The organism is Kitasatospora mediocidica KCTC 9733 (assembly GCF_000744225.1).
Classification (GTDB): domain Bacteria; phylum Actinomycetota; class Actinomycetes; order Streptomycetales; family Streptomycetaceae; genus Kitasatospora; species Kitasatospora mediocidica.
Genome location: NZ_JQLN01000007.1, coordinates 661,104 through 684,496, shown reverse-complemented (window position 1 = coordinate 684,496; position 23,393 = coordinate 661,104). Strand labels below are relative to the sequence as shown.

At 71.6% G+C, this 23,393-nt stretch carries 21 protein-coding genes; 15 read left to right on the top strand and 6 right to left on the bottom strand.

The features are described 5' to 3' along the window. Nucleotides 1-14: 14 nt before the first annotated feature. Nucleotides 15-860, bottom strand: a complete 846-nt coding sequence (locus BS80_RS38330) for a class I SAM-dependent methyltransferase (protein WP_083975635.1) — start codon at nucleotides 858-860, stop codon at nucleotides 15-17. Nucleotides 861-1,275: 415 nt separating this feature from the next. Here BS80_RS38330 and BS80_RS33340 point away from each other — a divergent pair, with 415 nt between their 5' ends. From BS80_RS33340 to BS80_RS33320, 5 genes are all read left to right on the top strand, one after another. After that, the gene (locus BS80_RS33340; protein ID WP_051967538.1) at nucleotides 1,276-2,136 is read left to right on the top strand and encodes a carbohydrate ABC transporter permease; all 861 of its coding nucleotides are present in this window, start codon (nucleotides 1,276-1,278) and stop codon (nucleotides 2,134-2,136) included. A 149-nt stretch (nucleotides 2,137-2,285) separates the two neighbouring features. After that, nucleotides 2,286-3,620, top strand: a complete 1,335-nt coding sequence (locus tag BS80_RS33335) for an extracellular solute-binding protein (protein WP_035805118.1) — start codon at nucleotides 2,286-2,288, stop codon at nucleotides 3,618-3,620. Next, a complete protein-coding gene (locus BS80_RS33330; RefSeq protein WP_083975632.1) occupies nucleotides 3,617-4,525 on the top strand; it encodes a carbohydrate ABC transporter permease in 909 nt (302 codons plus the stop codon). Before BS80_RS33335 ends, BS80_RS33330 begins: the two co-directional genes overlap by 4 nt. Further along, the gene (locus tag BS80_RS33325; protein ID WP_035805115.1) at nucleotides 4,518-5,300 is read left to right on the top strand and encodes an HAD family hydrolase; all 783 of its coding nucleotides are present in this window, start codon (nucleotides 4,518-4,520) and stop codon (nucleotides 5,298-5,300) included. The genes BS80_RS33330 and BS80_RS33325 overlap by 8 nt, the downstream gene beginning before the upstream one ends. A gap of 2 nt (nucleotides 5,301-5,302) precedes the next feature. Further along, the gene (locus BS80_RS33320; RefSeq protein WP_035805112.1) at nucleotides 5,303-6,574 is read left to right on the top strand and encodes an MBL fold metallo-hydrolase; all 1,272 of its coding nucleotides are present in this window, start codon (nucleotides 5,303-5,305) and stop codon (nucleotides 6,572-6,574) included. Between the two features lie 53 nt (nucleotides 6,575-6,627). Here BS80_RS33320 and BS80_RS33315 read toward each other — a convergent pair whose 3' ends face one another. Next, nucleotides 6,628-7,872: a glycosyl hydrolase family 8 gene (locus BS80_RS33315; RefSeq protein ID WP_051967536.1), complete on the bottom strand. Its 1,245-nt coding sequence runs from the start codon at nucleotides 7,870-7,872 to the stop codon at nucleotides 6,628-6,630. 147 nt (nucleotides 7,873-8,019) lie between these two features. Here BS80_RS33315 and BS80_RS33310 point away from each other — a divergent pair, with 147 nt between their 5' ends. Next, nucleotides 8,020-9,384, top strand: a complete 1,365-nt coding sequence (locus tag BS80_RS33310) for an FAD-dependent oxidoreductase (RefSeq protein ID WP_035805109.1) — start codon at nucleotides 8,020-8,022, stop codon at nucleotides 9,382-9,384. A 31-nt stretch (nucleotides 9,385-9,415) separates the two neighbouring features. Here the strand turns inward: BS80_RS33310 and BS80_RS33305 are convergent, their stop codons facing one another. Together BS80_RS33305 and BS80_RS33300 are read right to left on the bottom strand one after the other, a co-directional pair. Next, entirely contained in the window at nucleotides 9,416-10,090 is a 675-nt protein-coding gene (locus BS80_RS33305) for a hypothetical protein (protein ID WP_035805106.1), read from the bottom strand. Between the two features lie 58 nt (nucleotides 10,091-10,148). Further along, complete coding sequence (locus tag BS80_RS33300; RefSeq protein WP_157536740.1) at nucleotides 10,149-11,063, bottom strand: hypothetical protein; 915 nt, start codon at nucleotides 11,061-11,063, stop codon at nucleotides 10,149-10,151. Nucleotides 11,064-11,380: 317 nt separating this feature from the next. On the opposite strand from BS80_RS33300, the gene BS80_RS33295 reads away from it, so the two are divergent. From BS80_RS33295 to BS80_RS33280, 4 genes are all read left to right on the top strand, one after another. Beyond that, on the top strand, nucleotides 11,381-12,250 hold the full coding sequence (locus BS80_RS33295) for a TetR/AcrR family transcriptional regulator (protein ID WP_063772138.1): 870 nt from the start codon (nucleotides 11,381-11,383) through the stop codon (nucleotides 12,248-12,250). Between the two features lie 138 nt (nucleotides 12,251-12,388). Continuing rightward, entirely contained in the window at nucleotides 12,389-13,015 is a 627-nt protein-coding gene (locus BS80_RS33290; protein ID WP_035805105.1) for a DUF6230 family protein, read from the top strand. Nucleotides 13,016-13,017: 2 nt separating this feature from the next. Continuing rightward, nucleotides 13,018-13,539 carry a DUF6114 domain-containing protein gene (locus tag BS80_RS33285; RefSeq protein ID WP_232246747.1) on the top strand — a complete coding sequence of 174 codons (522 nt, stop codon included), beginning with the start codon at nucleotides 13,018-13,020 and terminating at the stop codon, nucleotides 13,537-13,539. A gap of 33 nt (nucleotides 13,540-13,572) precedes the next feature. Continuing rightward, the gene (locus tag BS80_RS33280) at nucleotides 13,573-14,070 is read left to right on the top strand and encodes an NUDIX hydrolase (protein WP_035805101.1); all 498 of its coding nucleotides are present in this window, start codon (nucleotides 13,573-13,575) and stop codon (nucleotides 14,068-14,070) included. Between the two features lie 53 nt (nucleotides 14,071-14,123). Here the strand turns inward: BS80_RS33280 and BS80_RS33275 are convergent, their stop codons facing one another. Further along, nucleotides 14,124-14,879, bottom strand: a complete 756-nt coding sequence (locus BS80_RS33275) for a GntR family transcriptional regulator (protein WP_035805099.1) — start codon at nucleotides 14,877-14,879, stop codon at nucleotides 14,124-14,126. Nucleotides 14,880-15,125: 246 nt separating this feature from the next. Here BS80_RS33275 and BS80_RS33270 point away from each other — a divergent pair, with 246 nt between their 5' ends. The 3 genes from BS80_RS33270 (at nucleotide 15,126) to BS80_RS33260 (ending at nucleotide 18,264) form a co-directional block, all read left to right on the top strand. Then, a complete protein-coding gene (locus BS80_RS33270) occupies nucleotides 15,126-15,404 on the top strand; it encodes a hypothetical protein (RefSeq protein WP_035805097.1) in 279 nt (92 codons plus the stop codon). Nucleotides 15,405-15,443: 39 nt separating this feature from the next. Next, the gene (gene glmS / locus BS80_RS33265; protein WP_035805096.1) at nucleotides 15,444-17,270 is read left to right on the top strand and encodes a glutamine--fructose-6-phosphate transaminase (isomerizing); all 1,827 of its coding nucleotides are present in this window, start codon (nucleotides 15,444-15,446) and stop codon (nucleotides 17,268-17,270) included. Between the two features lie 151 nt (nucleotides 17,271-17,421). Beyond that, on the top strand, nucleotides 17,422-18,264 hold the full coding sequence (locus tag BS80_RS33260) for a PIG-L family deacetylase (RefSeq protein WP_035805095.1): 843 nt from the start codon (nucleotides 17,422-17,424) through the stop codon (nucleotides 18,262-18,264). Between the two features lie 87 nt (nucleotides 18,265-18,351). Here the strand turns inward: BS80_RS33260 and BS80_RS33255 are convergent, their stop codons facing one another. After that, the gene (locus BS80_RS33255; RefSeq protein ID WP_035805092.1) at nucleotides 18,352-20,130 is read right to left on the bottom strand and encodes a glycoside hydrolase family 15 protein; all 1,779 of its coding nucleotides are present in this window, start codon (nucleotides 20,128-20,130) and stop codon (nucleotides 18,352-18,354) included. 121 nt (nucleotides 20,131-20,251) lie between these two features. Between BS80_RS33255 and BS80_RS33250 the strand changes: the two genes are divergently transcribed. Together BS80_RS33250 and BS80_RS33245 are read left to right on the top strand one after the other, a co-directional pair. Beyond that, nucleotides 20,252-21,061 (top strand): SAM-dependent methyltransferase, encoded by an 810-nt coding sequence (locus BS80_RS33250; RefSeq protein ID WP_035805089.1) that lies wholly within the window; start codon nucleotides 20,252-20,254, stop codon nucleotides 21,059-21,061. Next, nucleotides 21,058-23,223: a putative bifunctional diguanylate cyclase/phosphodiesterase gene (locus tag BS80_RS33245; RefSeq protein ID WP_051967535.1), complete on the top strand. Its 2,166-nt coding sequence runs from the start codon at nucleotides 21,058-21,060 to the stop codon at nucleotides 23,221-23,223. Before BS80_RS33250 ends, BS80_RS33245 begins: the two co-directional genes overlap by 4 nt. Nucleotides 23,224-23,393 lie beyond the last annotated feature (170 nt).

Sequence of the window (23,393 nt, the reverse complement as noted above, 5' to 3'; positions counted from 1 at the left end):
TGCGGGGGGCGCCGTCACGCGGCACGGCAGCTCTCGGCGCGGACGGCCCGCACCCGGGTTTCGGCGCGGACCACGCCGAACAGGCCCTGGCGGTCGGCGTGCGGGCAGACCAGGGTGTCGGCGGCGGGGGAGCGGGTCCACGGGGCGAACGCCTGGTGGGTGCTGATGTCGTCGATGAGCATGACTCCGCCGGGTGCCAGCACCTCGGCGACGGCGGCCATCTCGAAGCCGGTGTTCCTGGCGGTGTGCAGGCTGTCGTGGACGAACACGTCCACCTGGCCCAACTGGCGGAGCAGGGTGGGCAGTCGGCGTCGGCTGGAGCCCTCCAGATAGGTCCAGCGGTGCCGCAGGCAGTCCGGGACGGCGGCGCCGGTCTGCGTGTGCAGCTCGCGCTCGAAGGGGTGCGGCAGGTCGACGCTCCAGAGCCGGCCGCGGTCGGCCGCCGCCATCGCGTCCAGGGCGAACCGGGTGATCACGCCGCGTGCCACGCCGGTCTCCACCACCAGCTCGGCCCGCCGGTGCAGCACCGTGCACCGGACGGCGCGGGCGAGGGACTCGTCGGCGTCGCTGTAGTGGCCGTAGGTGTGGCGGCCGAAGGCGAGGCCGCGCTCGCGCAGCTCGGCGGCGACCTCGGCCCAGAGCTCGGCGGCGCGGTCGGCCTGCGGGCAGGGCCAGGGGGCGCCGAGCAGTTCGTGCAGGTGCGCCTCCCAGTCCTCGTCGACGGTGTAGTCGACCGGGTGCTCGCGGCGCTTGGCGGCCTCCTCGGGGAGGTAGAGCAGGGCCTCCACCGGGTCTGCGGCGAACGCGCGGGCGAAGCGTCGCACCCGGTGCTCGCCGCTGCCTCGGCTTCCATGGGCCATGCTGCCAGGATATGTCCGATTCGATCCCGCAGCCGATCCCGCAGTCGATCCCGCAGCCGGTCCCGCAGTCGGTCCCCTTCCGCCCCGGTGTCCGGGCCCGACAGACCGCAGAGTGGCCAGCCTTTCAGGATTTCACAGGGCGCCGGAAAGCTGAACTATCGTCACCAACTGTTTCCTCATTTGTCATGATCCCGCTATCTACGCGCGTTTCACTCAATCACGGCTGCTCGACGGTGAGTTGCCGCCGGACCGTCGCGCTGCCGGTACGGACCAGGTGACCCAGGGGGTCGGTACAGGTGTGGGGTGCAGGACGATGTCGCAGCACGCAGCAGTAGCGGTCGAACCGGCGCGGACGGGGTGCGCCGCGCGGACCGTGGGCCCGTCGAAACGGGTCCGCCGGGTCCGGGAGAGCCCGATGGGCTGGCTCTACACCGCGCCGGCCCTGTTGATCTTCTCGGTCTTCATCATCGGACCGACCGCCTACACGTTCTATGTCAGCCTGTTCCACTGGAACGCGCTGAACACGGCGAAGTCGAAGTACATCGGCCTGGCCAACTACCGCTCGCTCTTCGGCTCCACAGCGCCGAGCTTCCTCTCCAGCGCCTGGCACTCGCTCTACTTCAGCGGCGCCATGGTGATCGGCGGAACGGCCCTCTCACTGGCCTTCGCCCTCCTGCTGCAACGCGGCGGACGCCTGCTGGGAGCCGCCCGGGTCGCGATCTTCGCGCCGCACGCCACCCCGGTGGTGGCCACCTCGCTGGCCTGGGTATGGATCTTCAACCCGCAGTTCGGACTCGCCGACACCCTGCTCAGGGCAGCCCACCTGGGGCAGCCGGGCTGGCTCCAGTCGACCACCTGGGCGATGCCCTCGGTGATCGTGTACAGCCTGTGGCACGAGGTGGGTTTCACCGTGGTGCTCTTCCTCGGCGGCCTCGCGGTGATCTCGCCCGAGCTGAGCGAGGCGGCCCGGGTCGACGGCGCCAACGGGTGGCAGGAGTTCTGGCACGTCACCTGGCCGCAGCTGCGCCCGGTCACGCTCTTCGTGGTGATCATCACGAGCATCTCCTCGCTCCAGGCCTTCACCCAGTTCTACGAGATGAGCCAGGGCGGCCCGGTCTACGCGACGACCACGCTGAGCTACCTCCTGTACCAGGAGGCGTTCGTCTTCTTCGACACCGGCTACGGAGCCGCGCTCGCGATCGTCCTGTTCGCGGTGACGGCGGCCTTCACCCTGCTCCAGCGCCGCACCGGCGACCGGATCAGCCGTTCCAGCTGACGCGCCGGGTGAAGCGCCCGCAGATCCGCCAGCAGATCCGCCAGCAGATCCGCCAGCAGATCCGCCGGCCGCTCCGCAGGCCGATCCGCTCGCGCCCACACACGTTCCACCTGCTCCATGACTCGCCATCACTCCAGAGGGAACCCATCATGACCAGCTCCCGCCTGCCCCACGCCGGATACCGCCGGATCGCCGGTTCCGCCCTGGCCGCCGTCACCGTGCTCGCCGCCGTGGCCGGCTGCTCCTCCTCCGGGAGCAAGAGCACCGACGCCGGCTCCTCCGGCGGCACCACCACCATCTCGTTCATGCAGATCATGATCAACGGATCGCAGAAGAGTACGCTGGTCAAGCTGACCAACGACTTCGAGACGGCCAACCCGAACATCAAGGTCAACCTGGAGTACCAGCCCGACTACGGCACCCTGCACGCCAAGGAGACCGCCGCCATCGCCGCGCACAACGCGCCGACCATCGGCCAGGTCTACGAGCCCTGGGCGGCGCAGTTCGCCAACAGCCAGGTGATCCTCCCGGTCAGCCAGTACGCGGGCAGCGACAAGCCCGACCAGTTCAACACCTTCTACGCGGGCGTCCAGAAGGACCTGGCGCTGCCGGACGGCAAGAACTGGATGTGGCCGTTCAACAAGAGCGTCCAGGTGATCTACTCCAACAGCGACCTGCTGAAGGCCAAGGGCCTGACCGCCCCCACCACCTGGGAGCAGTTCGCGACCGCCGCCAAGGCCGTCTCCGGCAACGGCGTCACCGGCATCGCGATCGACCCGGGCACCACCGCCTCGCCGGCCAGCGGCACCCTGATGTTCCAGGCGCTGGCCGCCTCCAACGGCACGCCGGACTTCGCCCCCGACGGCACCCCGCAGCTCAACAGCCCGGCCGCCGTCCAGGCGCTGAGCTACCTGGTCGACCTCAAGAAGGCGGGCGCCCTCCAGGTCGGCACCAACTACCCCGGCGAGGCCGCGCTCGGCGCTCAGAAGGGCCTGTTCGACCTGAGCAGCGCCGCCGGCTACTACTACGAGAACCAGGCGGTGGGCGGCAAGTTCGCGATGGGCACCGCCGTGCTGCCGACCGGTTCGACCGGGCAGCCGACCAACATCATGTCCGGCACCAACCTGGTGGAGTTCGCCGGGGCGTCCAAGGCGCAGCAGGCGGCGGGCTGGAAGTACATGCAGTTCCTGGCCAGTGCCTCCAGCCAGGCCGAGTGGGCCAGCCAGACCGGCTACCTGCCGGTCACCGCGGCCGCGCTGCCGCTGATGAGCGACTTCATCGCGAAGAACCCGTACCTGCCGACCGCGGTCGGCGCGCTGGCCTACGCGGTGGCCGAGCCGCCGTACAGCTGGGTCGCCAAGGCGGAGGGCGAGGAGGTCGTCGCGCTGCAGGCGGCGCTGGACACCGGCACCGACCCGGCCACGGCGCTGAACACCGCGCAGACCGCCGCGCTCGCCGACCAGAAGGCCGGGGCCGCGCAGTGACGGCGCTCCCGTCCGAGGTCCGGCGCCGGGGGCTTCCCCGGCGCCGGACCGGCGGGGCCGCCCGCCCCGCCGGGCCCGCCGGTCGCGCGCGCCACGGCCGGCTGCCGGTGCGGATCGTCGCCGTGCTGGCGGGCCTGCTGTTCCTGCTGCCGTTCTACTACGTGGTGGTCACCTCGCTGAACAGCGCGAGCGTCTCCGCCTCGGTCTCCGACATCCTGCTGCCGCACTGGCAGTGGGCGAACTACAGCCGGGCGTGGGCGGCCGCTCCCTGGCCCCGGCTCTTCCTGAACACCCTGCTGATCGCCTCGGCGACGGTGCTGCTGGCGCTGGCCACCTCGTTGCTGGCCGGCTTCGCCTTCGGGGTGATGCGCTTTCGCGGGCGCGGGCTGCTCTTCGGCCTGGTGATGTCGGTGCTGATGATCCCCGGGACGGTGCTGATCATCCCGGACTACATCATCGCCAACGACATCAACTGGCTGGACACGTACTGGATCCAGATCGTGCCCTGGGGTGCCAGCGTGTTCGGGATCTTCCTGGTCCGGCAGTTCTTCATGGGCCTGCCGCAGGAGATCTTCGACGCCGCGGAGTTGGACGGCGCGGGACGGCTGCGGATGCTCTGGTCGATCGGGATTCCGCTGGTGCGCCCGGCGATCGTGATCATCTCGCTGAACGTCTTCCTGGCCTCCTGGAACTCCTTCCTGTGGCCGTTCATCATGACCAGCAGCCCCGACGTCCAGCCGGTCGAGGTCGGCCTGGCCGCCTTCGCCGGTGCGAACGGGGTCGACTTCCCCGCGCTGTCCGCCGCGGTGGTCTTCACCACCGCGCCGATCCTGCTCTTCTTCCTCTTCCTGCAACGCCACTTCATCACTGGCGCCATGTCCACCGCCGGAGGCGTCCGTGGCTGATCCGCACCTCGTTCTGGTCACCGACTTCGACGGGACGCTGTATCGCGGCGACGCGCCGATCCGCTACTACGCGGAGCAGGCCGCCGCCGAACTCCCTTCCGCCGCACGGGCCGAGCTGCTCGACGGGGTCGAGCGCTACCTCGCCGACGGCGTGGCGGCGGCCGACCGGGTGGCCGACCCCCGGCAGGCGGCGGCCCTGCGGGCGGCCGTGGACGGCTGGGAGGTGGTGGCCCAGCTGGCCGGGCAGTGCTTCGGCGTCCAACTGCCGCGACTGAACGCGGCCTTCGCCGCCACCCGGGTCCATATGGCCACCGCCGACTGCGCGTTGGAGGTCCCGGCCGACTACGCCGAGCTGCTGATTGAGCTGCGCGAACAGGGCGTCCGGGTGGTGCTGGCCACCAACAGCCCCGCCGCCGGCCTCGCCGAGCTGCTGGACCGGCTCGAACTGCGGCCGCTGGTCGACGAGGTGGTCTCCAGCACCGGCAAGCCGGCCGGCCTGGACCGGCTGCTGCGCCGCGAACTCGGCCTGGACCCGGAGGAGACCGGGCAGGCCCGGCCGGCGTCCGCCGCGCGGATCCTGTCCATCGGCGACCACTGGCGCAACGACGTCGCGCCGGCCGCCCTGCTCGGCGCGCCCTGCGCCTACATCGACCGCTTCGGCCGGGCCGACGGGCCCGCCACCGCCGCCGCCCCGCAGATCGAGGGCCTGTTGCCCGCGCTGCGCACCTGGGCCGCGACGGGCAACCGCACCACCGCACCTGCTGAGAGGAACTGACTGTGGTCTCCATCGAGTTCTGGGGAGGCGTCGGCGTCATCGGATCCAGCAAGATCCTGATCTCCGACCAAGGGCACCGCGTCCTGCTGGACATCGGCCTGGACATCCCCGGGGGCAAGGACCTGTTCCGCCCGCCGGTGCGGATCCGGCCGGACCGCGAGCTGGCCGACCGGCTGCGGATGGGCGCCGCGCCCCGTCTGCCCGGACTCTTCGACCCCGCCGCGCTGGCCGACGGCGACCCGCTCGGCGAGGCCGTCGGGCCGACCGCCGTCTTCGTCAGCCACCCGCACATCGACCACGTGGGCCTGGCGGGCTTCGTCCGCCCGGACATCGCGGTGCACGCGCACACCGACACGGTGGACGTACTGCGCGCACTGAGCAGCACCGGCGCGGGCGTCAGTGGCGGCGACCCGGACTGGCAGCGCCTGATGGACGGTCAGAAGACCACGGTGGGACCGATGCAGGTCGAGTGCGTCACGGTGGACCACGACGTGCCCGGCGCCAGCGGCTACCTGGTGCACACCTCCGACGGCGTCCTCGCCTTCACCGGCGACATCCGCTTCCACGGCCGCAACCCCGAGCGGGCCTGGGACTTCGTGCGCCGCGCCGGCGACTGCGCGGTGCTGGTCACCGAGGGCACCACGCTCGGCTGGGAGCAGCGCGACAACCGGGTGCGCGACGAGGACGACGTCGAACGGGACTTCGCCGCACTGCTGGAGAGCACCCCCGGCCTGGTGCTGCTGTCGATGTACCCGCGCGACGTCGAGCGGGTCCGGGCGTTCCTGGAGATCGCCGCAGCGGCCGGACGCACCGTCCTGTGGCCCGCGCCGATCGCGGCCTTCCTGCGCCTGATGGGCGTCGAGGAGGCACTCGACACCGACGCCGTCGGCCTGCCGGAGGTGCACGCGGCGCCGGCCTCCTACGTCCTGGTGCCGGACCCGGCCGACCTGCCGTCGCTGCTGGACCTGCCGGTCGGCCCGGACAGCGTCTTCGTGCACGCCAACGGCGAGCCGCTGGGCCCCTTCGAGCCGCGCTGGGAGCCGTTCACCGACTGGCTGGCCGCCCTCAAGGTGCCGCTGCGCCAGATCGGTTGCTCCGGCCACGCCAGCCAGGGCGACCTGCACGCGATGGTGGAGCGGATGCGGCCGGGCACGGTCTTCCCGATCCACACCACCTCGCCGACCCGGTTGCACCCGCCACTGGGCATCGCCCGGGTCATCGCCGAGTACGGCAGCACGTACGACTTCGCGGGCGGGGTGCTGGAGAAGCCGTAGCGGCCGAAAGGCCGTCCCGCGCCGGCGGGACGGCCTTCGATCCGACAGACGGATCACGGGGCCCAGTAGTCCCCGGCCATCACCAGGTAGACCAGGGTCTTGATGGTCTCGCCGAAGTAGCCGTCCTGGAACGGGTTGCTGCCCAGCTGCTTCCAGATGGCGTCCGTCCAGGCCTGGTCGCCGGCGGCCATCGCGGCCGGGCCGACCGAGTCGCCGGCCTCCTCCGCCTGGTCGCTGGTGCTGTAGGCGGTGCAGTTCAGCTTGGTGTGCGGGTAGACCTTCTGCGGGTCACCGCCCGACTCCTTCTTCAGGCAGGCGGATTCGAGCTTCGCGGTGGCGTCCGAGACGGCCGCCGCCGAGGTGCCGTAGACCAGCGCGTCGGTGCCCAGGTGCCAGGGCACCCGGATGGAGTTGTAGCCGACGATGTTGTCCGGCTGGTCCTCCTGGTAGTTGGCGGGCGCCGGTTTGGGGCTGGTGGTGTTGGCGTTGACCACGAAGTCCGAGAGCAGGCCGCCGGTGGCGGAGTAGCCCTTGGTGAACTCGCTGATCACCGCCTCGGTGCGGGTGACCACCTTGTTCCAGTCGTGCGAGGTGTCGTACGCGGCGAACGCGCGCAGGTGGTCGAGCATCGCGTCGGAGGGCCGGGTGTCGGTGTTCGGCCCGTCGTCCTCGCACTTCAGGTGGCCGTCGGGCGCCACATCGTGGGCGTAGAAGCTGGCCAGCCAGGCCTTGGCGTCGGCGGTGTAGCCGCCCCACTGCTTGTCCGCCAGGATCAGGCCGTAGCCGATGTCCAGGTCACCGTCGGTGGCGCCGTCGGGCGTGCCGGAGTCGGCGTACTTGCAGCTCTTGCCGTCCAGCTTCCACTGCATCAAGCCGTACTGGTCCTTGTGGTCCTTGACCAGCTGCCACAGGCCGTTGAACTCGGTCTGCGCGTTGGCGTCGTAACCTGCCATCAGGGGAACGATGTTCATGCCGTAGCCCTGGCCCTCGGAGACCGGACCGTTGTTCGGCGCGTCGCTGTCGCCCTTGGTGGAGACGTAGTACTCGTTGGAGGCGCAGCCGTGCACCAGGTAGTTGGACTTCCAGGAGTCGTACTGCTTCTCCACCGCCGCGTCCCGGGAGGACTGCGAGGCTGAGGGCATGACACCGGTCTTGTAGGCGGTGTGGACGGGGAACGCATGGGCCGCGTGGGCGGCGGCCAGGGCCGGGGTCGCGCCGGACAGGCTCAGCCCCAGTCCCAGGGCCGTGGTCGCGAGGGCGGCACCGGCGGCGGTCAGTGTGCGGAGACGATGTGCCATCAAGACTCCTCGTGGGGGAGAAAGTTAGGAAAGTTTCTTAACTATGGGCGTTCATGTCAAGACCCCGTGCGATGTCGCTTCGGCCCGGCGCGATGATGGAGGCCGACGGGGCAAGCCCGGCCCCACGGAACCCAGGAGGTAGGCCGCATGACGGAACATCTGGTGGTCATCGGCGGTGACGCGGCCGGCATGTCCGCCGCCTCGCAGGCACGCCGCCGGCGCGGGCCGGACGAGCTGCGGATCACCGCCTTCGAGCGCGGCTCGTTCACCTCGTACTCGGCCTGCGGCATCCCGTACTGGACCGGCGGCGCGGTCGCCGAACGCGATGCGCTGATCGCCCGGACGCCCGAGCAGCACCGCGAGCGCGGCATCGACCTGCGGCTGCGCACCGAGGTGCGCGAGATCGACCCGGCCGACCGCCGGGTGCTCAGCCGCGACCTGGAGAGCGGCGACGAGCACTGGACGGACTACGACCAGCTGGTCATCGCCACCGGCGCCGAGCCGGTGCGGCCCGCGCTGCCGGGCTTCGACGCCCCCGGGGTGCACGGCGTGCAGACGCTGGAGGAGGGTGGTGCGCTGCTCGACACGCTGGGCCGCGAGGTGCGGACCGCCGTGGTCGTGGGCGGCGGCTACATCGGCGTCGAGATGGCCGAGGCGATGCTGGCGCGCGGCCTGCGGGTCACCCTGGTGCACCGCCCCGCCGAGCCGATGCCCACCCTGGACCCGGAGCTGGGCGCACTGGTACGCCACGGCATGGAGAAGCTCGGCATCGAGATGGTGCCCGGCGCCGAGGCCCGCGAGGTCCTGCTCGGCGCGGACGGCCGCCCGCACGCGGTGCGCAGCACCGCCGGCGAGCACCCGGCGGACCTGGTCGTGCTGGGCCTGGGGGTGCGTCCGCGCACCGGGCTGGCCCGGGCGGCCGGGCTGACGCTCGGCGAGCACGGCGGGCTGCGTACCGACGAGCGGATGCGGGTGCTGGGTGCGGACGGGATCTGGGCCGGCGGCGACTGCGTGGAGGTGCTCAACCTCGTCTCCGGCGGCTACCAGCACGTCCCGCTCGGCACCCACGCCAACAAGCAGGGCCTGGTGATCGGCACCAACCTGGGTGGCGGGCGGGCCGCCTTCCCTGGCGTGGTGGGCACCGCGGTGACGAAGGTCTGCGACCTGGAGATCGCCCGCACCGGGCTGAACGAGCGGGAGGCGGCGGCGGCCGGCCTGAGCTGGACGGCCGTCACGATCGAGTCCACCGCCCGGGCCGGCTACTACCCCGACGCCGCCTGGATGACCGTCAGGATGCTCGCGGAGAACGGCACCGGGCGGCTGCTCGGTGTGCAGATCGTCGGCGGGGCGGGGGCGGCCAAGCGGATCGACGCGGCCGCGGTCGCGTTGGGCGCCGGGCTGACGGTGGAACAGCTGGTCTTCCAGGACCTCGGCTACGCTCCGCCGTTCTCACCGGTCTGGGACCCGCTGCTGGTGGCGGCACGGAAGGCGGTCGACCGGCTGGGCCGGTAGGGCCGCCCTCCGAACTCAATTGTCCCTGCGGTCAGTTCACCCACACCGCCGGGCTGCCGGCCTGGCTGGTGTCGAGCACCTGGCCGTAGGTCGCGGTGAAGTAGCCGGCCGGGAAGCAGGTGCCGGGGCCGCTGCTGCGGGCGAACGACTGGTTGGCGAAGCCGATGGTGTTCCCGGTGTTGTTGGTGCTCCCGGTCAGGCTGGCCGGGTTGGCCTGGTAGGTACAGGTGATGTTGCCGAGCAGGGACCGCAGCACGATGGTGGTCTGGATCGGACCCGCCGTGCCGGGGCTCAGCGTGACCGGGTTGCCGGCCGCGTCGCTGACGTTGTTGACGTAGCCGAGGTTGTTGACGGTGACGCTGAGCACCGCGGTGACGCCCGGGATGCCGACCGGGACGCACGAGCCGAAGGTGTGCGCGGTCAGCGCCTCGACCGCCGTCCCGGGCGCGGACGGGTTCGAGGTGACGGTCGCGCTGAAGCCGGAGCTGGAGCACTTGACGCCGACGCCGCCGGCCGCGGTGGAGTAGAAGGTGGCGACCGAGGAGCCGGCCAGCGAGGCGGTCAGCACGTCGCCGGTGGCGACGGCGCTGCCGCCGGCGGAGCCGTACGTCAGCACGCTGGAGGTCGCGGCGGAGGCGGGCAGGGCGGGCAGCACGGCGAGGGCCGCTGCGGCGAGGGCCGCGCCGAGGTAGAGGCGGTTGCGCATCAGGGATCTCTTCTTTCCGCTGGGTGGGGGTGCGGGAGCTTGGAGGAGCTGAACCGCCTCAGCTGTGCGAGGCGTTGAGCGCGCCGGTGAGGTCGGCGAGACTGCCGTCCAGCGCGAGCGAGGTGTCGGTCTGGTTGAAGGTGACCGAGCCGGTTCCGGCGCCGGCCGGGATGCCCATCACCAGATCGATGATCGGGTCGAGGATGCCGCCCAGGCCGCAGCCCGAGGCGCCCGGGACGCTGAAGGTGTTGTCCACCAGCCGCGCTCCGGCGAAGGAGGCGACCACCGCGTCATGGCCGGTGGGGTCGGCGGCGACCCCGATCGTCCCCGGGTCGCCGGTCATCGGCACGCCCGGTGCGGGCGGCGCCGTGGTGCCGGTGGTCGGGCTCAGCACGATCGGCGAGCTGTTCGAGCCGATGTAGCACTGGGACCCGAAGAAGGCGTTGAACAGGTGGAGTTTGACCGGGAGTTTGAAGACCGGATAGGACTCGCCGGCCGCCAGCGGGGTGAACGCGGTGACCGGTCCGGCCTGCTCGACCTGGGCGAAGACACTCGTCACGCCGGGCAGGAAGTTGATGATGCCGGGGATGGTGATCTCGGCGGGCTTGGCGCTCAGCAGCGACGTGCCGGTCGGGGCGACCGTGGCGTACTGGTTGGCGCTGCTGCCGTCGGGAAAGTTGACCACGGGGGCGGACTTGTCCCAGTAGACGCCGAACTGCAGCGTGATCGCGGAGGTGAGCGGAACGGTGGTGGTGCCGATGGTGAAGCTGCCGCCGTGCGTCACCGAGACCACGCAACCGACCTGGAGGTCGGTCGGGTCCTGGAGTTGGGACGAGGTGAGCGGGCAGCCGCCCATCCCGGTGTACGGACCGCCGGGAGCGGTGGCGGCGGCCGGACCGGCCGTCGCCAGCAGCATCGCGGCGGCCGCAGCGAGTGGCGCAAGTCGCTTGAGGGAGAGCAGGGTTCGGATCATGACGGGTACTCCTCGCGGCACGGGGGTGAACGGGAGTGAGTAGCCAGCGCTGCCGGGGCGGGCCTGGTCCGGGGGTGGGGCGGACCGCGCCTCGCTCGGCGCCACGAGCGGTGCGCGATCGGCGGGTCCGACGGGTCCGGACGGCTGCCAGCGCGCCCGGCCTTCGCCATACTGGAGACTCGGCGTCCCCACCCCCGGGCCCGCGTGGCGGGCTGCGGAGCGGCGCTGTCAACGTGGTCGCAACAGGGCCGAAAAATTGAAAACCTGTGAAGGTTCTAAACCTGATTCAACGTCAGCGTCAATGGGTGGAGCGGAAGTTGAAGATAAATCTTGAGTTCGGCGGACCGTCTGCCGGTGTTCTGCTGCCGGGCACCCGCAACGGCCGGGACCCGTCCCGCTCGATCCGCCGCGGCCCCAGCCAACTGCCTCCGGAGGTGGTGGCCGCCACCCAGCGCGACCGCCTGCTCGACGGCGTGGTGCACACCGTCGCGCGCAGCGGCTACGGCGGTGCGCGGGTCAGCGACATCTGCCGGGCGGCCGGGGTGACCAGGCCGGTCTTCTACGAGCAGTTCAGCGGCAAGGAGGAGGCGTTCCTGGCCGCCCACCGGCACGGGACGGCCGTGGTGATCCGGCGGATGGAGGAGGCCTTCGCGGCCCAGGCCGACTGGTGCGCGGGCGTCCAGGCGGCGCTGCGCGCCCTGCTCGACATCCTCGCCGAGGTGCCGGCCTTCGCCACCATGGCCGTGGTCGAGGTGGACGCGCTGGGAGCGGCCGGACGACAGGTGCGCGAGCGGCTGCTCAGCCGCTTTCGCCGGCTCTTCGCGGACTGCCCGCAGCCTCCGGCCGGGGTCAGCCCCGAACTGCTGACGGACACCGTGGTGGGCGGGATCTACTCCACGATCTACCGCTGCGTCGCCGCCGACCGGCACGAGGAACTCCCAGAGCTGCTACCGACGTTGGCGCTCTTTGCGCTGGCGCCCTTCCTCGGCCCGGCGGAGGCGGTGCGACGCCTGGAGCTGGCCGACGCCGCCGGGGCGCCGTGGTCCAGACCCGTGCTGGCCTGCACCCTGGACGCACCGGCCAGTACGTCCGGCGCACCTGCCCGGCCCGGACCGCGCCGAGCCGTCCCGCCGCAGCGCAGGCCGGCGCCGCGCGGGCCTCTTGACCCTCCGTCTACTGCGAGGTAACTTCCAGTCAGCTGCCACGGATGTGACCCAGATCACCAACTCCTCTGCCAGGGAGGGTGATCGACGGTGTCCGTGGGCGCTGTCCGCGCCAGGGCAACGTGTCGGCGACCACAGGTCCTCGTCAACCCGGGAGCACTCATGGCCACCTCCGAGAACGTCTCCAGTAGTCCAGCCCCGCGCGGCCGGGTCCGGCTGCGCCGCACCGCCCTGATGGCGATACCGGCCTGCGTGGCCGGCGGCGTCCTGATGGCACTGTCCGCCCAGGGGGTGCTCGCCTCCCAGTTCGCCATCTCGGGCATGGCCTTCACCGTCACGGCGGACCAGCTGAACGGCACCGGCTTCGAGCAGTTCGGCGGGCTGGACAACATGATCGACAACAGCCCGAACGCGGGCAGCACCGGCGGCCAGGTGGTCGTGGCGGTCTCCGCGATCAAGAGCGCCACCCTCACCAACCTCTGCCAGAGCGTGAACCTGGGCGGCACCAACCTGGTGATCAGGGCGGGTTCGTCGGGCACCCCGGTGACCGCCACCAATCTGACCACCGACTCCGACGTGCTCTCCGGTGACGCCGCCTTCTCCAACATCCAGATCGGCGGGGACGCCAGCACCTTCACCGAGGCCGGCGTGGCCGGTCCGGCGGGCGTCTTCGGGCAGCAAGCGGACACCGTCGTCATCAACAACCTGCGGCAGGACAACTACGCGACCACGGCCGCGTCGTTCAAGCTGCCCGGGCTGCACCTGAGCTTCAACGACTCGGGCTGCTGAGCATGACGGACGCCGCCGCCTCCGACCCGGACCCCGCTGCCATCGCTGAGCCGCAGGCGGCGGCAACGCCGCCCGACCCGCCCGTCCCCGCTGCCACCCCCCGCGCGGCCTTCGCCGCCTGGCGGGGGCGGCGACCGTTCTGGGGCGGACTGCTGGTCACCCTCGCGGGCGCGGAGATCCTCTTCACCGAGAAGGCCCCGCTGCCGGTCGTGCTGCGGATCGGCATGATGGGCCTGGCGGGATACCTGGTCCCCACGGTCCTGCTGCTCTGCGGCGTGCTGATCCTCTTCAACCCGTCCCAGCGGCTGTTCTACTCGGTCCTCGCGGTGCTGCTCACCCTGGGCACCTGGATCACCTCCAACCTGGGGGGCTTCCTGCTGGGCCTGCTGCTGGGCCTGATCGGCAGCAGCCTCAGCTTCGGCTGGCTCCCGGAGCAGCCCGCCCGCCGCAAACTCCGCGGCCGCAGCCGCAGTCGTCGCGGAAGTTCCGGGGCTCCGCCCCAACTTGTAGACTCCCAGGGATAGTTCGAGCCGACGACAGCCCGATAGCATGAGCGGATGGCCTGGCTGCACCTGCGTCGCGCGGTCCGTGCGGTCGTTCTCGACGAGGACGACCGCATCCTGCTGTGCCGGTTCGTCTTCCGCGAGCCGACCGGCCCGGTCGCCCTGTGGGCGGCGCCCGGCGGAGGGGTGGAGCCCGGTGAGTCCCCGCTTGCCGCCCTGCGCCGGGAGCTGCGTGAGGAGGTGGGGCTCGCGATGGCCGCCGATCCGCCGCACGTCTGGCACCAGCAGATCGTCGAGCCCGGATACGCGGTGGGCTACGACGGTGTGATCAACGACTACTACCTCGTCCGCACGTCGGCGTTCCGCCCCCGCGGTGCGCTGTCCGACGAGGAACTCGCCGCCGAGAACATCAACGGCTTCCGCTGGTGGCCGCTGCCCGACATCGCCGGCTACCGCGGTGCGGACCTGTTCTCACCGCGCGACCTGGCCACCCCACTGGCACCCCTGATCGCCGGCGACCTCCCGGCCGAACCGGTGCGGCTCGGCCTGTGACGACGGCAGAAGTCGACCTGGCCGACTTCTGAGGACGGGTAGCGGGACCGAGCTCAGGCGTCGAAGTCGTACTCCAGGACGTAGGAGGCGGCGTCCAGCGTCATCTCGTTGACCTCCACCGCGCGCCCGTCCTCGCTGAACGCCGTGCGGCAGATGAGGATCACGGGTGTGCCGGTGGTCAGGTGCAGGCGGGTGGCCTCATCTGCGGTGGGCATCCGGGAGCGGATCTCCTCGCGGAAGCGGACGGGCCCGGCGCCGAGTTCGGCGAGGCGGCCGTAGGTGCCGCCCGGGCCGGTGTCCTGCTCGGTGATGCGGGTGCCCGCGACGAGGGCGGCGGGGAGGTACGAGGTAGCGAGCAGGACCGGCTTGCCGTCGAGGACGAAGCGCCGACTGCGGACGCAGGCCGGGTCGCCCGGCTCGATACCCAGGACTCGTGCGATCCCCTCCGGGGCGCCTTCTTCGGAGACTGAGATCTGGTCGACGACCAGGTCGCGGCTCTCGACGTCAGCTGACCAGATAGACCGCCCCGATCCCCAGTGCTCCTGGGCCAGCCGCTGGATGCCCCGGCGCCGCAGTGGGCGGAAGCTGCGGACGAAGACCCCGGCACCCTTGCGGGCTTCGGCGATGCCTTCGCTCTGCAGGACGCCGAGGGCCTGGCGGGCTGTCATGCGGGCGACGCCGTAGGTCTCCATCAGGTCGTTCTCGCCGGGAAGCCTGTCGCCTGCCCGGTACTGGCCGGATTCGACGGCGGCCTTGAGCGCCTCGGCGATCCGCTGGTACTTGGGCTGCTTCTCACCGCTGGCGGGCACGGCTCTCCTTCGTGATCTCTAGACATCCTAGGGGTGAGTGTTGGTGTCAGCGAGCGCCCAGATCGAGCTGACATCCCTAGAGATGTCTGACTGCGGTGAATGCTTGATCGACTGGAGGACTTGATCGCTCGGCGGGCCCGTCGGCGTACCGGGTCAGTGTCTTCGTGAGGCACTAGGAGGGGATCCTGCCCGATATCGGGCAGGATAATTGGAAGATCACGAGAAAGCGGCCTAGGGTTTCGTTCTGTGCCCACCTCATCACCGCCCCCGTACGGGGATCTGCTCGCCCACCTGACCCGGACCAGTGCGCTGGGGCCCGGGGAGGCGGCGCGGGTGGTGGCCGAGGTGCTGGCGTACTTCTCGGAGAGTGCGACCGAGTATGTGCGGCGCCGGCACGGCGAACTCCAGGCGCGCGGCCTGAGCAATGAGCAGATCTTCACGCGGATCGCCGAGGAGCTGCCCGCACGCCGGGTCGCCGCGCCAGAGCTCTCGTTGCGGCAGCTGCGCCGCATCGTCTACGGCTGAGAGGCCGAGACCAACACCCACCCTCAGGAGTACTTCGGTATGTGCGGAATCGTCGCCTACATCGGTCCCAAGGACGCCACCCCGTTCCTGCTGGAGGGACTGCAACGCCTGGAGTACCGCGGCTACGACTCCGCCGGTGTGGCCGTGACCGGTAAGGCCGGCGGCCTCAAGGTCCGCAAGACCAAGGGCCGGGTCGCCGACCTCGCCGCCACCGTGCCCGCGCGCTTCAAGGGCGCCACCGGCATCGGGCACACCCGCTGGGCCACCCACGGCGAGCCCAGCGACGTCAACGCCCACCCGCACCTGGACAACGCCGAGCGTTTCGCGGTGGTGCACAACGGCATCATCGAGAACGCCGACCAGCTGCGCGAGCGGCTCACCGCCGAGGGCGCGGTCTTCCTCTCGGAGACCGACACCGAGGTCCTGGTCCACCTGGTCGCGGCGCACTCCACGGAGGGCACCGACCTGGAGGAGGCCGTGCGTTCCGCCCTCAAGCTGGTGGTCGGCACCTACGGCATCGCCGTCCTGGACTCCGAGCAGCCCGACCGCATCGTGGTGGCCCGCAACGGCAGCCCGATCGTGCTGGGGATCGGCGAGAAGGAGATGTTCGTCGCCTCCGACGTCGCCGCGCTGGTCCGCTACACCCGCCAGGTGGTCCACCTGGAGGACGGCGAACTGGCCACCGTCCGGGCCGACGGCTTCCGCACCTTCACCGAGGACGCCCGTCCGACGACCCGTCAGCCGTCCATCGTGGACTGGGAGATCGACTCCTACGACACCGCCGGCCACTCGCACTTCCTCGGCAAGGAGATCCACGAGCAGCCCGCCGCCGTGGAGCGCACCCTCAGCGGCCGCCTCGACGAACGCTTCGCCACCGCGCACCTGGGCGGCCTCAACCTGGACGCCCGCGAGCTGCGCGACATCCGCCGAGTGAAGATCATCGGGTGCGGATCCGCCTACTACGCGGGCCAGATGGGCGCCCAGCTGATCGAGGAGCTGGCCCGGATCCCCGCCGACAGCGAGCCGGCCTCCGAGTTCCGCTACCGCAACCCGGTGATCGAGGCGGACACCCTCTACATCGCGGTCAGCCAGTCCGGCGAGACCTACGACACGCTGGCCGCCGTCCAGGAGGTCAAGCGCAAGGGCGGCCGGGTGCTGGGCGTGGTCAACACCGTCGGCAGCGCCATCGCGCGCGCCTGCGACGGCGGGATGTACCTGCACGCGGGACCGGAGATCTCGGTTGCCTCCACCAAGGCCTTCACCTCCACCGTGGTCGCCTTCGCCCTGCTCGCCCTGCACTTCGGACGGATCCACGACCTCTCGCCGGCCGACGGCCGCCGCATCGTGGACGGCCTCAAGGCGCTGCCCGGCCAGATCCGCGAGATCCTGGAGCAGGAGAAGCAGATCGCCGAGCTGGCCGCCGAGTACGCCGCCTGCGAGGGCATGATGTTCATCGGCCGGGTGCGCGGCTACCCGGTGGCCCGCGAGGGTGCGCAGAAGCTGAAGGAGATCAGCTACGTGCACGCCGAGGCCTATCCGGCGAGCGAGCTCAAGCACGGCCCGCTGGCCCTGATCAGCCCCGAACTGCCCACCGTGGCCCTGGTTCCGGACGACGAGCTGCTGGACAAGAACCTCACCACCCTCGGTGAGATCCGCGCCCGCGCGGGCCGCGTCCTGGCCGTCGGCCACCGGGTCCACGACCCGAAGCTCGCCAACCACTGCATCGTGGTGCCGAAGAACGAGCCCGAGTTGGACCCGCTGCTCCTCAACATCCCGCTCCAGCTGTTCTCGTACCACGCTGCCGTGGCCCTGGAGCGCGACGTCGACCGCCCCCGCAACCTCGCCAAGAGCGTCACCGTCGAGTAGCCGACGGATCATGGCGGGTCCCCGGTGCCGCGTGCACCGGGGGCCCGCTTCCGCGGTTCTCACGTGCGGGCCGGACGGCGCCTGACGCCCGGTGTCACCGGGGTGCCGCAGAATGAGAGTCGTGTATCCGACCGAGCCGAGGATGGCCCTCATGACCGCCCGCCCGTTGACCCTGATGGCCGTGCACGCCCACCCGGACGACGAGGCGACCGGAACCGGGGGTGTCCTGGCGCGCTACGCGGCGGAGGGCATCCGCACGGTGCTCGTCACCTGTACCGACGGCGGCTGCGGTGACGGCCCGGGCGGCGTCAAGCCCGGCGATCCCGGGCACGATCCGGCCGCCGTCGCCGCGATGCGGCGCATCGAGCTTGAGGCCAGCTGCAAGGTCCTGGGGCTCAGCGACCTCGAACTGCTCGACTACGCCGACTCCGGGATGATGGGCTGGCCGGCCAACGACGCGCCCGGGTCCTTCTGGAGCACGCCGGTGGACGAGGCGGCCGCCCGGCTCGCCGACCTCATGCTGCGCTACCGGCCGGACGTCGTCGTCACGTACGACGAGAACGGTTTCTACGGCCACCCCGACCACATCCAGGCGAACCGGATCACCATGGCGGCGCTGGCGCTGACCGGGCTCGGGTCCAAGGTGTACTGGACGACCGCGCCGCGCTCCATGATGGCGGAGTTCGGCCGGGTCATGCGCGAGCTGGGCGGGGACTGGGAGGAGCCGGATCTGTCCGAGGTGCCGGACGCCGGGCCGCGGATGGAGATAGGGCTCCCCGACGAGGAGATCAGCACCTGGGTGGACGCCAGCGCGTTCGGCGGCCAGAAGTTCGACGCGCTGGCCGCGCACGCCAGCCAGAGCGAGAACATCTTCTTCCTGCGGATGGGCAAGGAGCGCTTCACCGAGCTGATGGGCGTGGAGACCTTCGTCCGGGTCCACGACACCACCGGTGCGGACCTGCCGGAGAACGACCTCTTCGCCGGCCTGCGCTGACCCGGCCTGCGCTGACCCGGCTCGCGCCGACCGGTCACCACCGCGCTCGTCGGCTCGCTCAGCCGTTAACCTGCCCCGCGCCCCCGCTCACTGTGTCGCGGCCAGCGTGAAGGCGGTGTTCACCAGTGCCACGTGGCTGAACGCCTGGGGGGTGTTGCCCAGTTGGCGGTTGGTCAGCGGATCCCACTCCTCCGAGAGGAGTCCGAGGTCGTTGCCGAGATTGACGGCGCGGCCGAAGAGTTCGCGGGCCTCGGCCGTGCGGCCGATCGCGGCCAGGGCGTCGGCGAGCCAGAACGAGCAGGCCACGAAGGCGCCTTCGCCACCCGGGAGGCCGTCCGGGGCGACCGGTGCTCCGTTGAGGGCGTAGCGGCGCACGAAGCCGCCGTGGTCCAGGCCGTCGCGGACCGCCTCGACGGTGCGGACCACCCGCGGGTCGTCCGGCGGCAGGAAGCCGGTCTTCACGACGAAGAGCGTCGCGGCGTCCAACTCCCGTCCCCCGTAGTGCTGGACGAAGACACCGCGCAGTTCGTCGTAGCCGTGCGCGAGGACGTCGGCGTGCACCGCCGCGCGCATCGCGCGCCAGCGGTCGACGGGGGCGGGCAGGCCGGTGGCCTCGGCGAGCTTGACGGCCCGGTCGGCGGCCACCCAGCACATCACCTTGGAGTGCACGAAGTGCCGTCGCCCGCCGCGGACTTCCCACAGGCCCTCGTCCGGGTCGCGCCAGTGCTGCTCCAGGAAGTCCATCAGCGTGCGCAGCAGCGTCCAGACCTGGCGCTCCATCGGGATGCCGGCCTGGTAGGCCAGCTCCAGGGTGTCCACCACCTCGCCGTAGACGTCGAGTTGGAGTTGGCTGACGGCCGCGTTGCCGAGCCGCACCGGCGCCGAGCCGCCGTGCCCGGGCAGCCAGCCGGCCACCGTCTCGGGCAGGCCGCGCTCGCCGGCCACCCCGTACACCGTCTGCAGGTCGCCCGGGTCACCGGCGATCGCCCGCAGCAGCCACTGCCGCCAGGCCGCCGCCTCCTCGCGGAAGCCGCCGCGCAGCAGGGCGGAGAGCGTCATGCTGGAGTCGCGCAGCCAGCAGTAGCGGTAGTCCCAGTTCCGTACGCCGCCCAGCTCCTCGGGCAGTCCGGCGGTCGGCGCGGCGACGATCCCGCCGGTCGGCGCGTAGGCGAGGGCCTTGAGGGTGATCAGCGAGCGCAGCACGGCGCTGTGCCACTCGCCCCGGTAGCGGCAGCCGGCCGCCCAGCGCTGCCAGCCCTCGGTGGTCTCGCGCAGGGCCCGCTGCGGGTCGGTGCGCCGGGTGCCGGAGCGGTGCGAGGGCTGCCAGGTGAGCACGAACGGCACCTGTTCGCCGGCCCGCACGGTGAACTCGGACCGGGTGGACTGGTCCCGCCCGAAGGTGTGCACCCCGGGCGGGACCCGCAGCCAGGCGGCGTCCGGGCCGGCCACCGCCACCCGGTGGTGGTCGGTGCGCCGCACCCACGGCACGCTGCGCCCGTAGTTGAAGCGCAGCCGCAGCTCGCCGCACATCGCCACCGCGCCGCGTAACCCCTCGACGATCCGGATCAGCTGCGGGTCGCGGTCGCGCTGCGGCATGAAGTCGGTGACCCGTACCGCGCCGGCGGGGGTCTCCCAGACGGTTTCCAGCACCAGCGTGCCGTCCCGGTAGCCGCGTGCGGCGGGGGCCGCGGCGCCGACCGGGGCGAGGCGCCAGCGGCCGTGCCGCTCGTCGCCGAGCAGGGCGGCGAAGCAGCTGGGGGAGTCGAAGCGGGGCAGGCAGAGCCAGTCGACCGAGCCGTCGCGGCCCACCAGTGCGGCGGTCTGCAGGTCGCCGATCAGGGCGTAGTCCTCGATCCGTCCTGCCATGCAGCCATTCTGCGCCGGTCGCGGGTGTTGCGGGCTGTTCCGCCGGACGGTTGCGGTCAACAGCTAACCGTAGGATGATCTTTGTGCCTCTTGTCTGTTTCTGTGTCGGAAGGGGTCCCTGATGCAGCAGAGACCACCGTGGGTGCCCGCTGGCATGGATCTCGACCGGCCCAATGCGGCTCGTGTGTACGACTACTACCTCGGCGGATCGCACAACTTCGCCGCCGACCGCGAGATGGCCCGCCAGGCGGTCAAGCTGTGGCCCGACCTCCCGCTGATCATGCGGGCCAACCGCGCCTTCCTACGCCGTTCGGTGCAGTACCTGGCCGAGCAGGGTTTCACCCGCTTCCTGGACATCGGCTCCGGCATCCCGACCTTCGGCGCGGTGCACGAGATCGCCCGCGAGATCCGGCCGGAGAGCCGGGTGGTCTACGTCGACAAGGACCCGGTCGCCGTCGCGCACAGCCGGCTGCTGCTGAAGGACGACGAGCACAGCCAGGTGGTGCACGCCGACCTGACCGACCCGGCCGACCTGCTCTCCAGGCCCGAGGTGGTCGGGCTGCTGGCGCCCGGCGAGCCGGTGGCGGTGCTGCTGGTCGCGGTGCTGCACTTCGTGACCGACGAGCAGGATCCGGAGGCGATCGTCCGCACGTTGCGCGACGCCCTGCCGCCGGGCAGTGCCCTCGCCCTCTGCCACGCCTCCCTGGAGGGCCGCCCGGACCAGGCCGACGCGCACCAGGACCTGTACAACCGCACGCCCACGCCGCTGACCATGCGCTCGATGGAGCGGATCCGGGGACTCTTCGACGGCTTCGAGCTGGTCGAGCCCGGCGTCGTCTACCTGCCGCAGTGGCGCCCGGAGGAGCCGGCGACGGTCGGCCCGCACCCCGAACGGATGGTCGGAGTGGTCGGCGTGGGGCGCCGGCCGTGACCGGCCCGCCACCGGCCGGCGACCGGACCGCCGCCGGCAGACCCACCACCGCCTTCCCCGAGGACTGGGCCCAGCTGCTGCAGAGCGGCCAGGGCGCGGCCATGCACCCGGGGGCGCTGCGCCGGCTGGTGGCCCGGACGACCGCGCTGCTGCACCGCTCCGAGCAGGACGGCGGCTTCGACGCCGGGTCGGCCGAGGAGGCGGGCGCGCTGCTCGTGGACGCGCACTTCACCGACCCCGAGATCCTCGCCCGGGCGGTCGGCCTGCTGCACGGCAGCGACCTCGCGCAGGGCCGGACCGCCGAACTCACCGGGGCCTTCGCGGCGGGCTGGGCGGCGGCGCTGCGCGAGCGGACGCTGGCCGAGCAGGAGGCCATCCACCAGGCCGCGGACGCCGCGCGCAAGGAGGCCGAGCGGGCCCTGCGCGAGTCGGAGACGCGGTTCCGGGCGCTCTTCGAGAGCGCCGCGATCGGCATCGGCATCGGCGACGTCGAGGGCAACATCCTGGCGGCCAACAAGGCCCTGCAGGACATCTTCGGCGCCCGTCCCGAGGACCTGCGCGGGCGCCGGGTCAACGACCTGGTGCACCCGGAGGACACCCCGGGCGTCTGGGAGGCCTACGAGGAGCTGGTCAGCGGCAAGCGCGAGCACTTCCAGTTCGACAAGCCGTACTACCGCCAGGACGGCGAGGTGGTCTGGACGCACCTGACCTGCTCGCTGATCCGCGACGACGAGGGCCTGCCGGTCTACCAGGTGGCGATGCTGGAGGACATCACCGACCGCTACCGCCTACAGGAACGGCTGCGCCACCAGGCCACCCACGACCCGCTGACCGGCCTGCCGAACCGCACCGCGTTCTTCGAGCGGCTGGAGGCGCTCTTCGAGTCCCCGGAGCCGGGCGCCCGGTTCGGCCTGTGCTACGTGGACCTGGACGGCTTCAAGGTGGTCAACGACAGCCTCGGCCACGAGATGGGCGACCAGCTGCTGGCCGCCGTCGCCCTGCGGCTGGAGTCCGCGCTGCGTCCGCTGGGCCACCTGGTGGCGCGCCTGGGCGGCGACGAGTTCGTGGTGCTGCTGGAGAACTGCCGCGGTGAGCAGGAGGCCGTGGCGGCGGCCAAGACGGTCCTGGCGGCGCTGGCCAAGCCGGTCCCGATCGACGGTCACCGGCTGGCCGTCGGCGCCAGCATCGGGGTGCTGGAGCGGCCGGTGGCGGCCACCACGCCGATGGCGGCCGTCCGGGCGGCGGACCTCACGCTCTACCGGGCCAAGGAGGAGGGCCGCGGGCGCTGGACGCTCTTCGACCCGCAGCGCAACGCCCGCGCGGTGAGCCGCTACGCGGTCTCGGTGCGGATGCCCGTCGCGCTCGACCGCGGGGAGTTCTTCATCGACTACCAGCCGCTCTGCGCGCTGGCGGACGGCTCGCTGGCGGCGGTCGAGGCGCTGGTGCGCTGGCGGCACCCGCAGCTGGGCGTGCTGGGCCCGGACGAGTTCATCGGCACGGCGGAGGAGACCGGCCTGATCATGCCGCTGGGCCGCTGGGTGCTGGAGCAGGCGTGCGGCCAGGCGGCGGACTGGGCGAAGCGGTTCGGCGCCCACGCGCCGCAGATCAACGTCAACCTGGCGGTCCGTCAGGTGCGCAACGCCGGCCTGGTGGCGGACATCGACCGGATCCTGCGCACCTCGGGCCTGGACCCGCGGCTGCTCCAGCTGGAGATCACCGAGAGCGCGGTGGTCGGACCGCACGACGAGTCGGTGCGGGCCCTGCACTCGCTGGTCGACCTGGGTGTCTCGCTGGCCGTGGACGACTTCGGCACCGGCTGGTCCAACCTCGCCTACCTGCGCGACCTGCCGGTCTCCAGCCTGAAGATCGCGGGCTCCTTCGTCAGCGACCTCAAGGAGTCCGGCAAGGAGCAGCAGCTCGGCTGGCGGATCATCGGCGGCCTGGTCTCGCTGGCGCACACGCTGGGGCTGACCGTCACGGCCGAGGGCGTGGAGAACGCCGACCACGCCGAGCGGCTGCGCACGATGGGCTGCGACTGGGCCCAGGGCTGGCACTTCGGGCGGCCGGCCAGGCCCGAGGAGATCGCCCGCCGGATCGCCGACTCGCTCGGCCCGAAGGACGGCGGGCCGGGGTTCGGGTCCGGGCGCGAGGGAACCCGCTAGAACCGGACATATAGCAAAGAGCGTGACAAATAACCACTAATCCCCTTGACCTGGTATGAATCCGCAGACCATGATGGGGGCCTGGCACCGTATCGGGAGTTTCTGCGGGAGGCACTGCCCCCCACCCGCCGCGGACAGCACATCGGCCAGTTTCCACACCGACGCTTCGG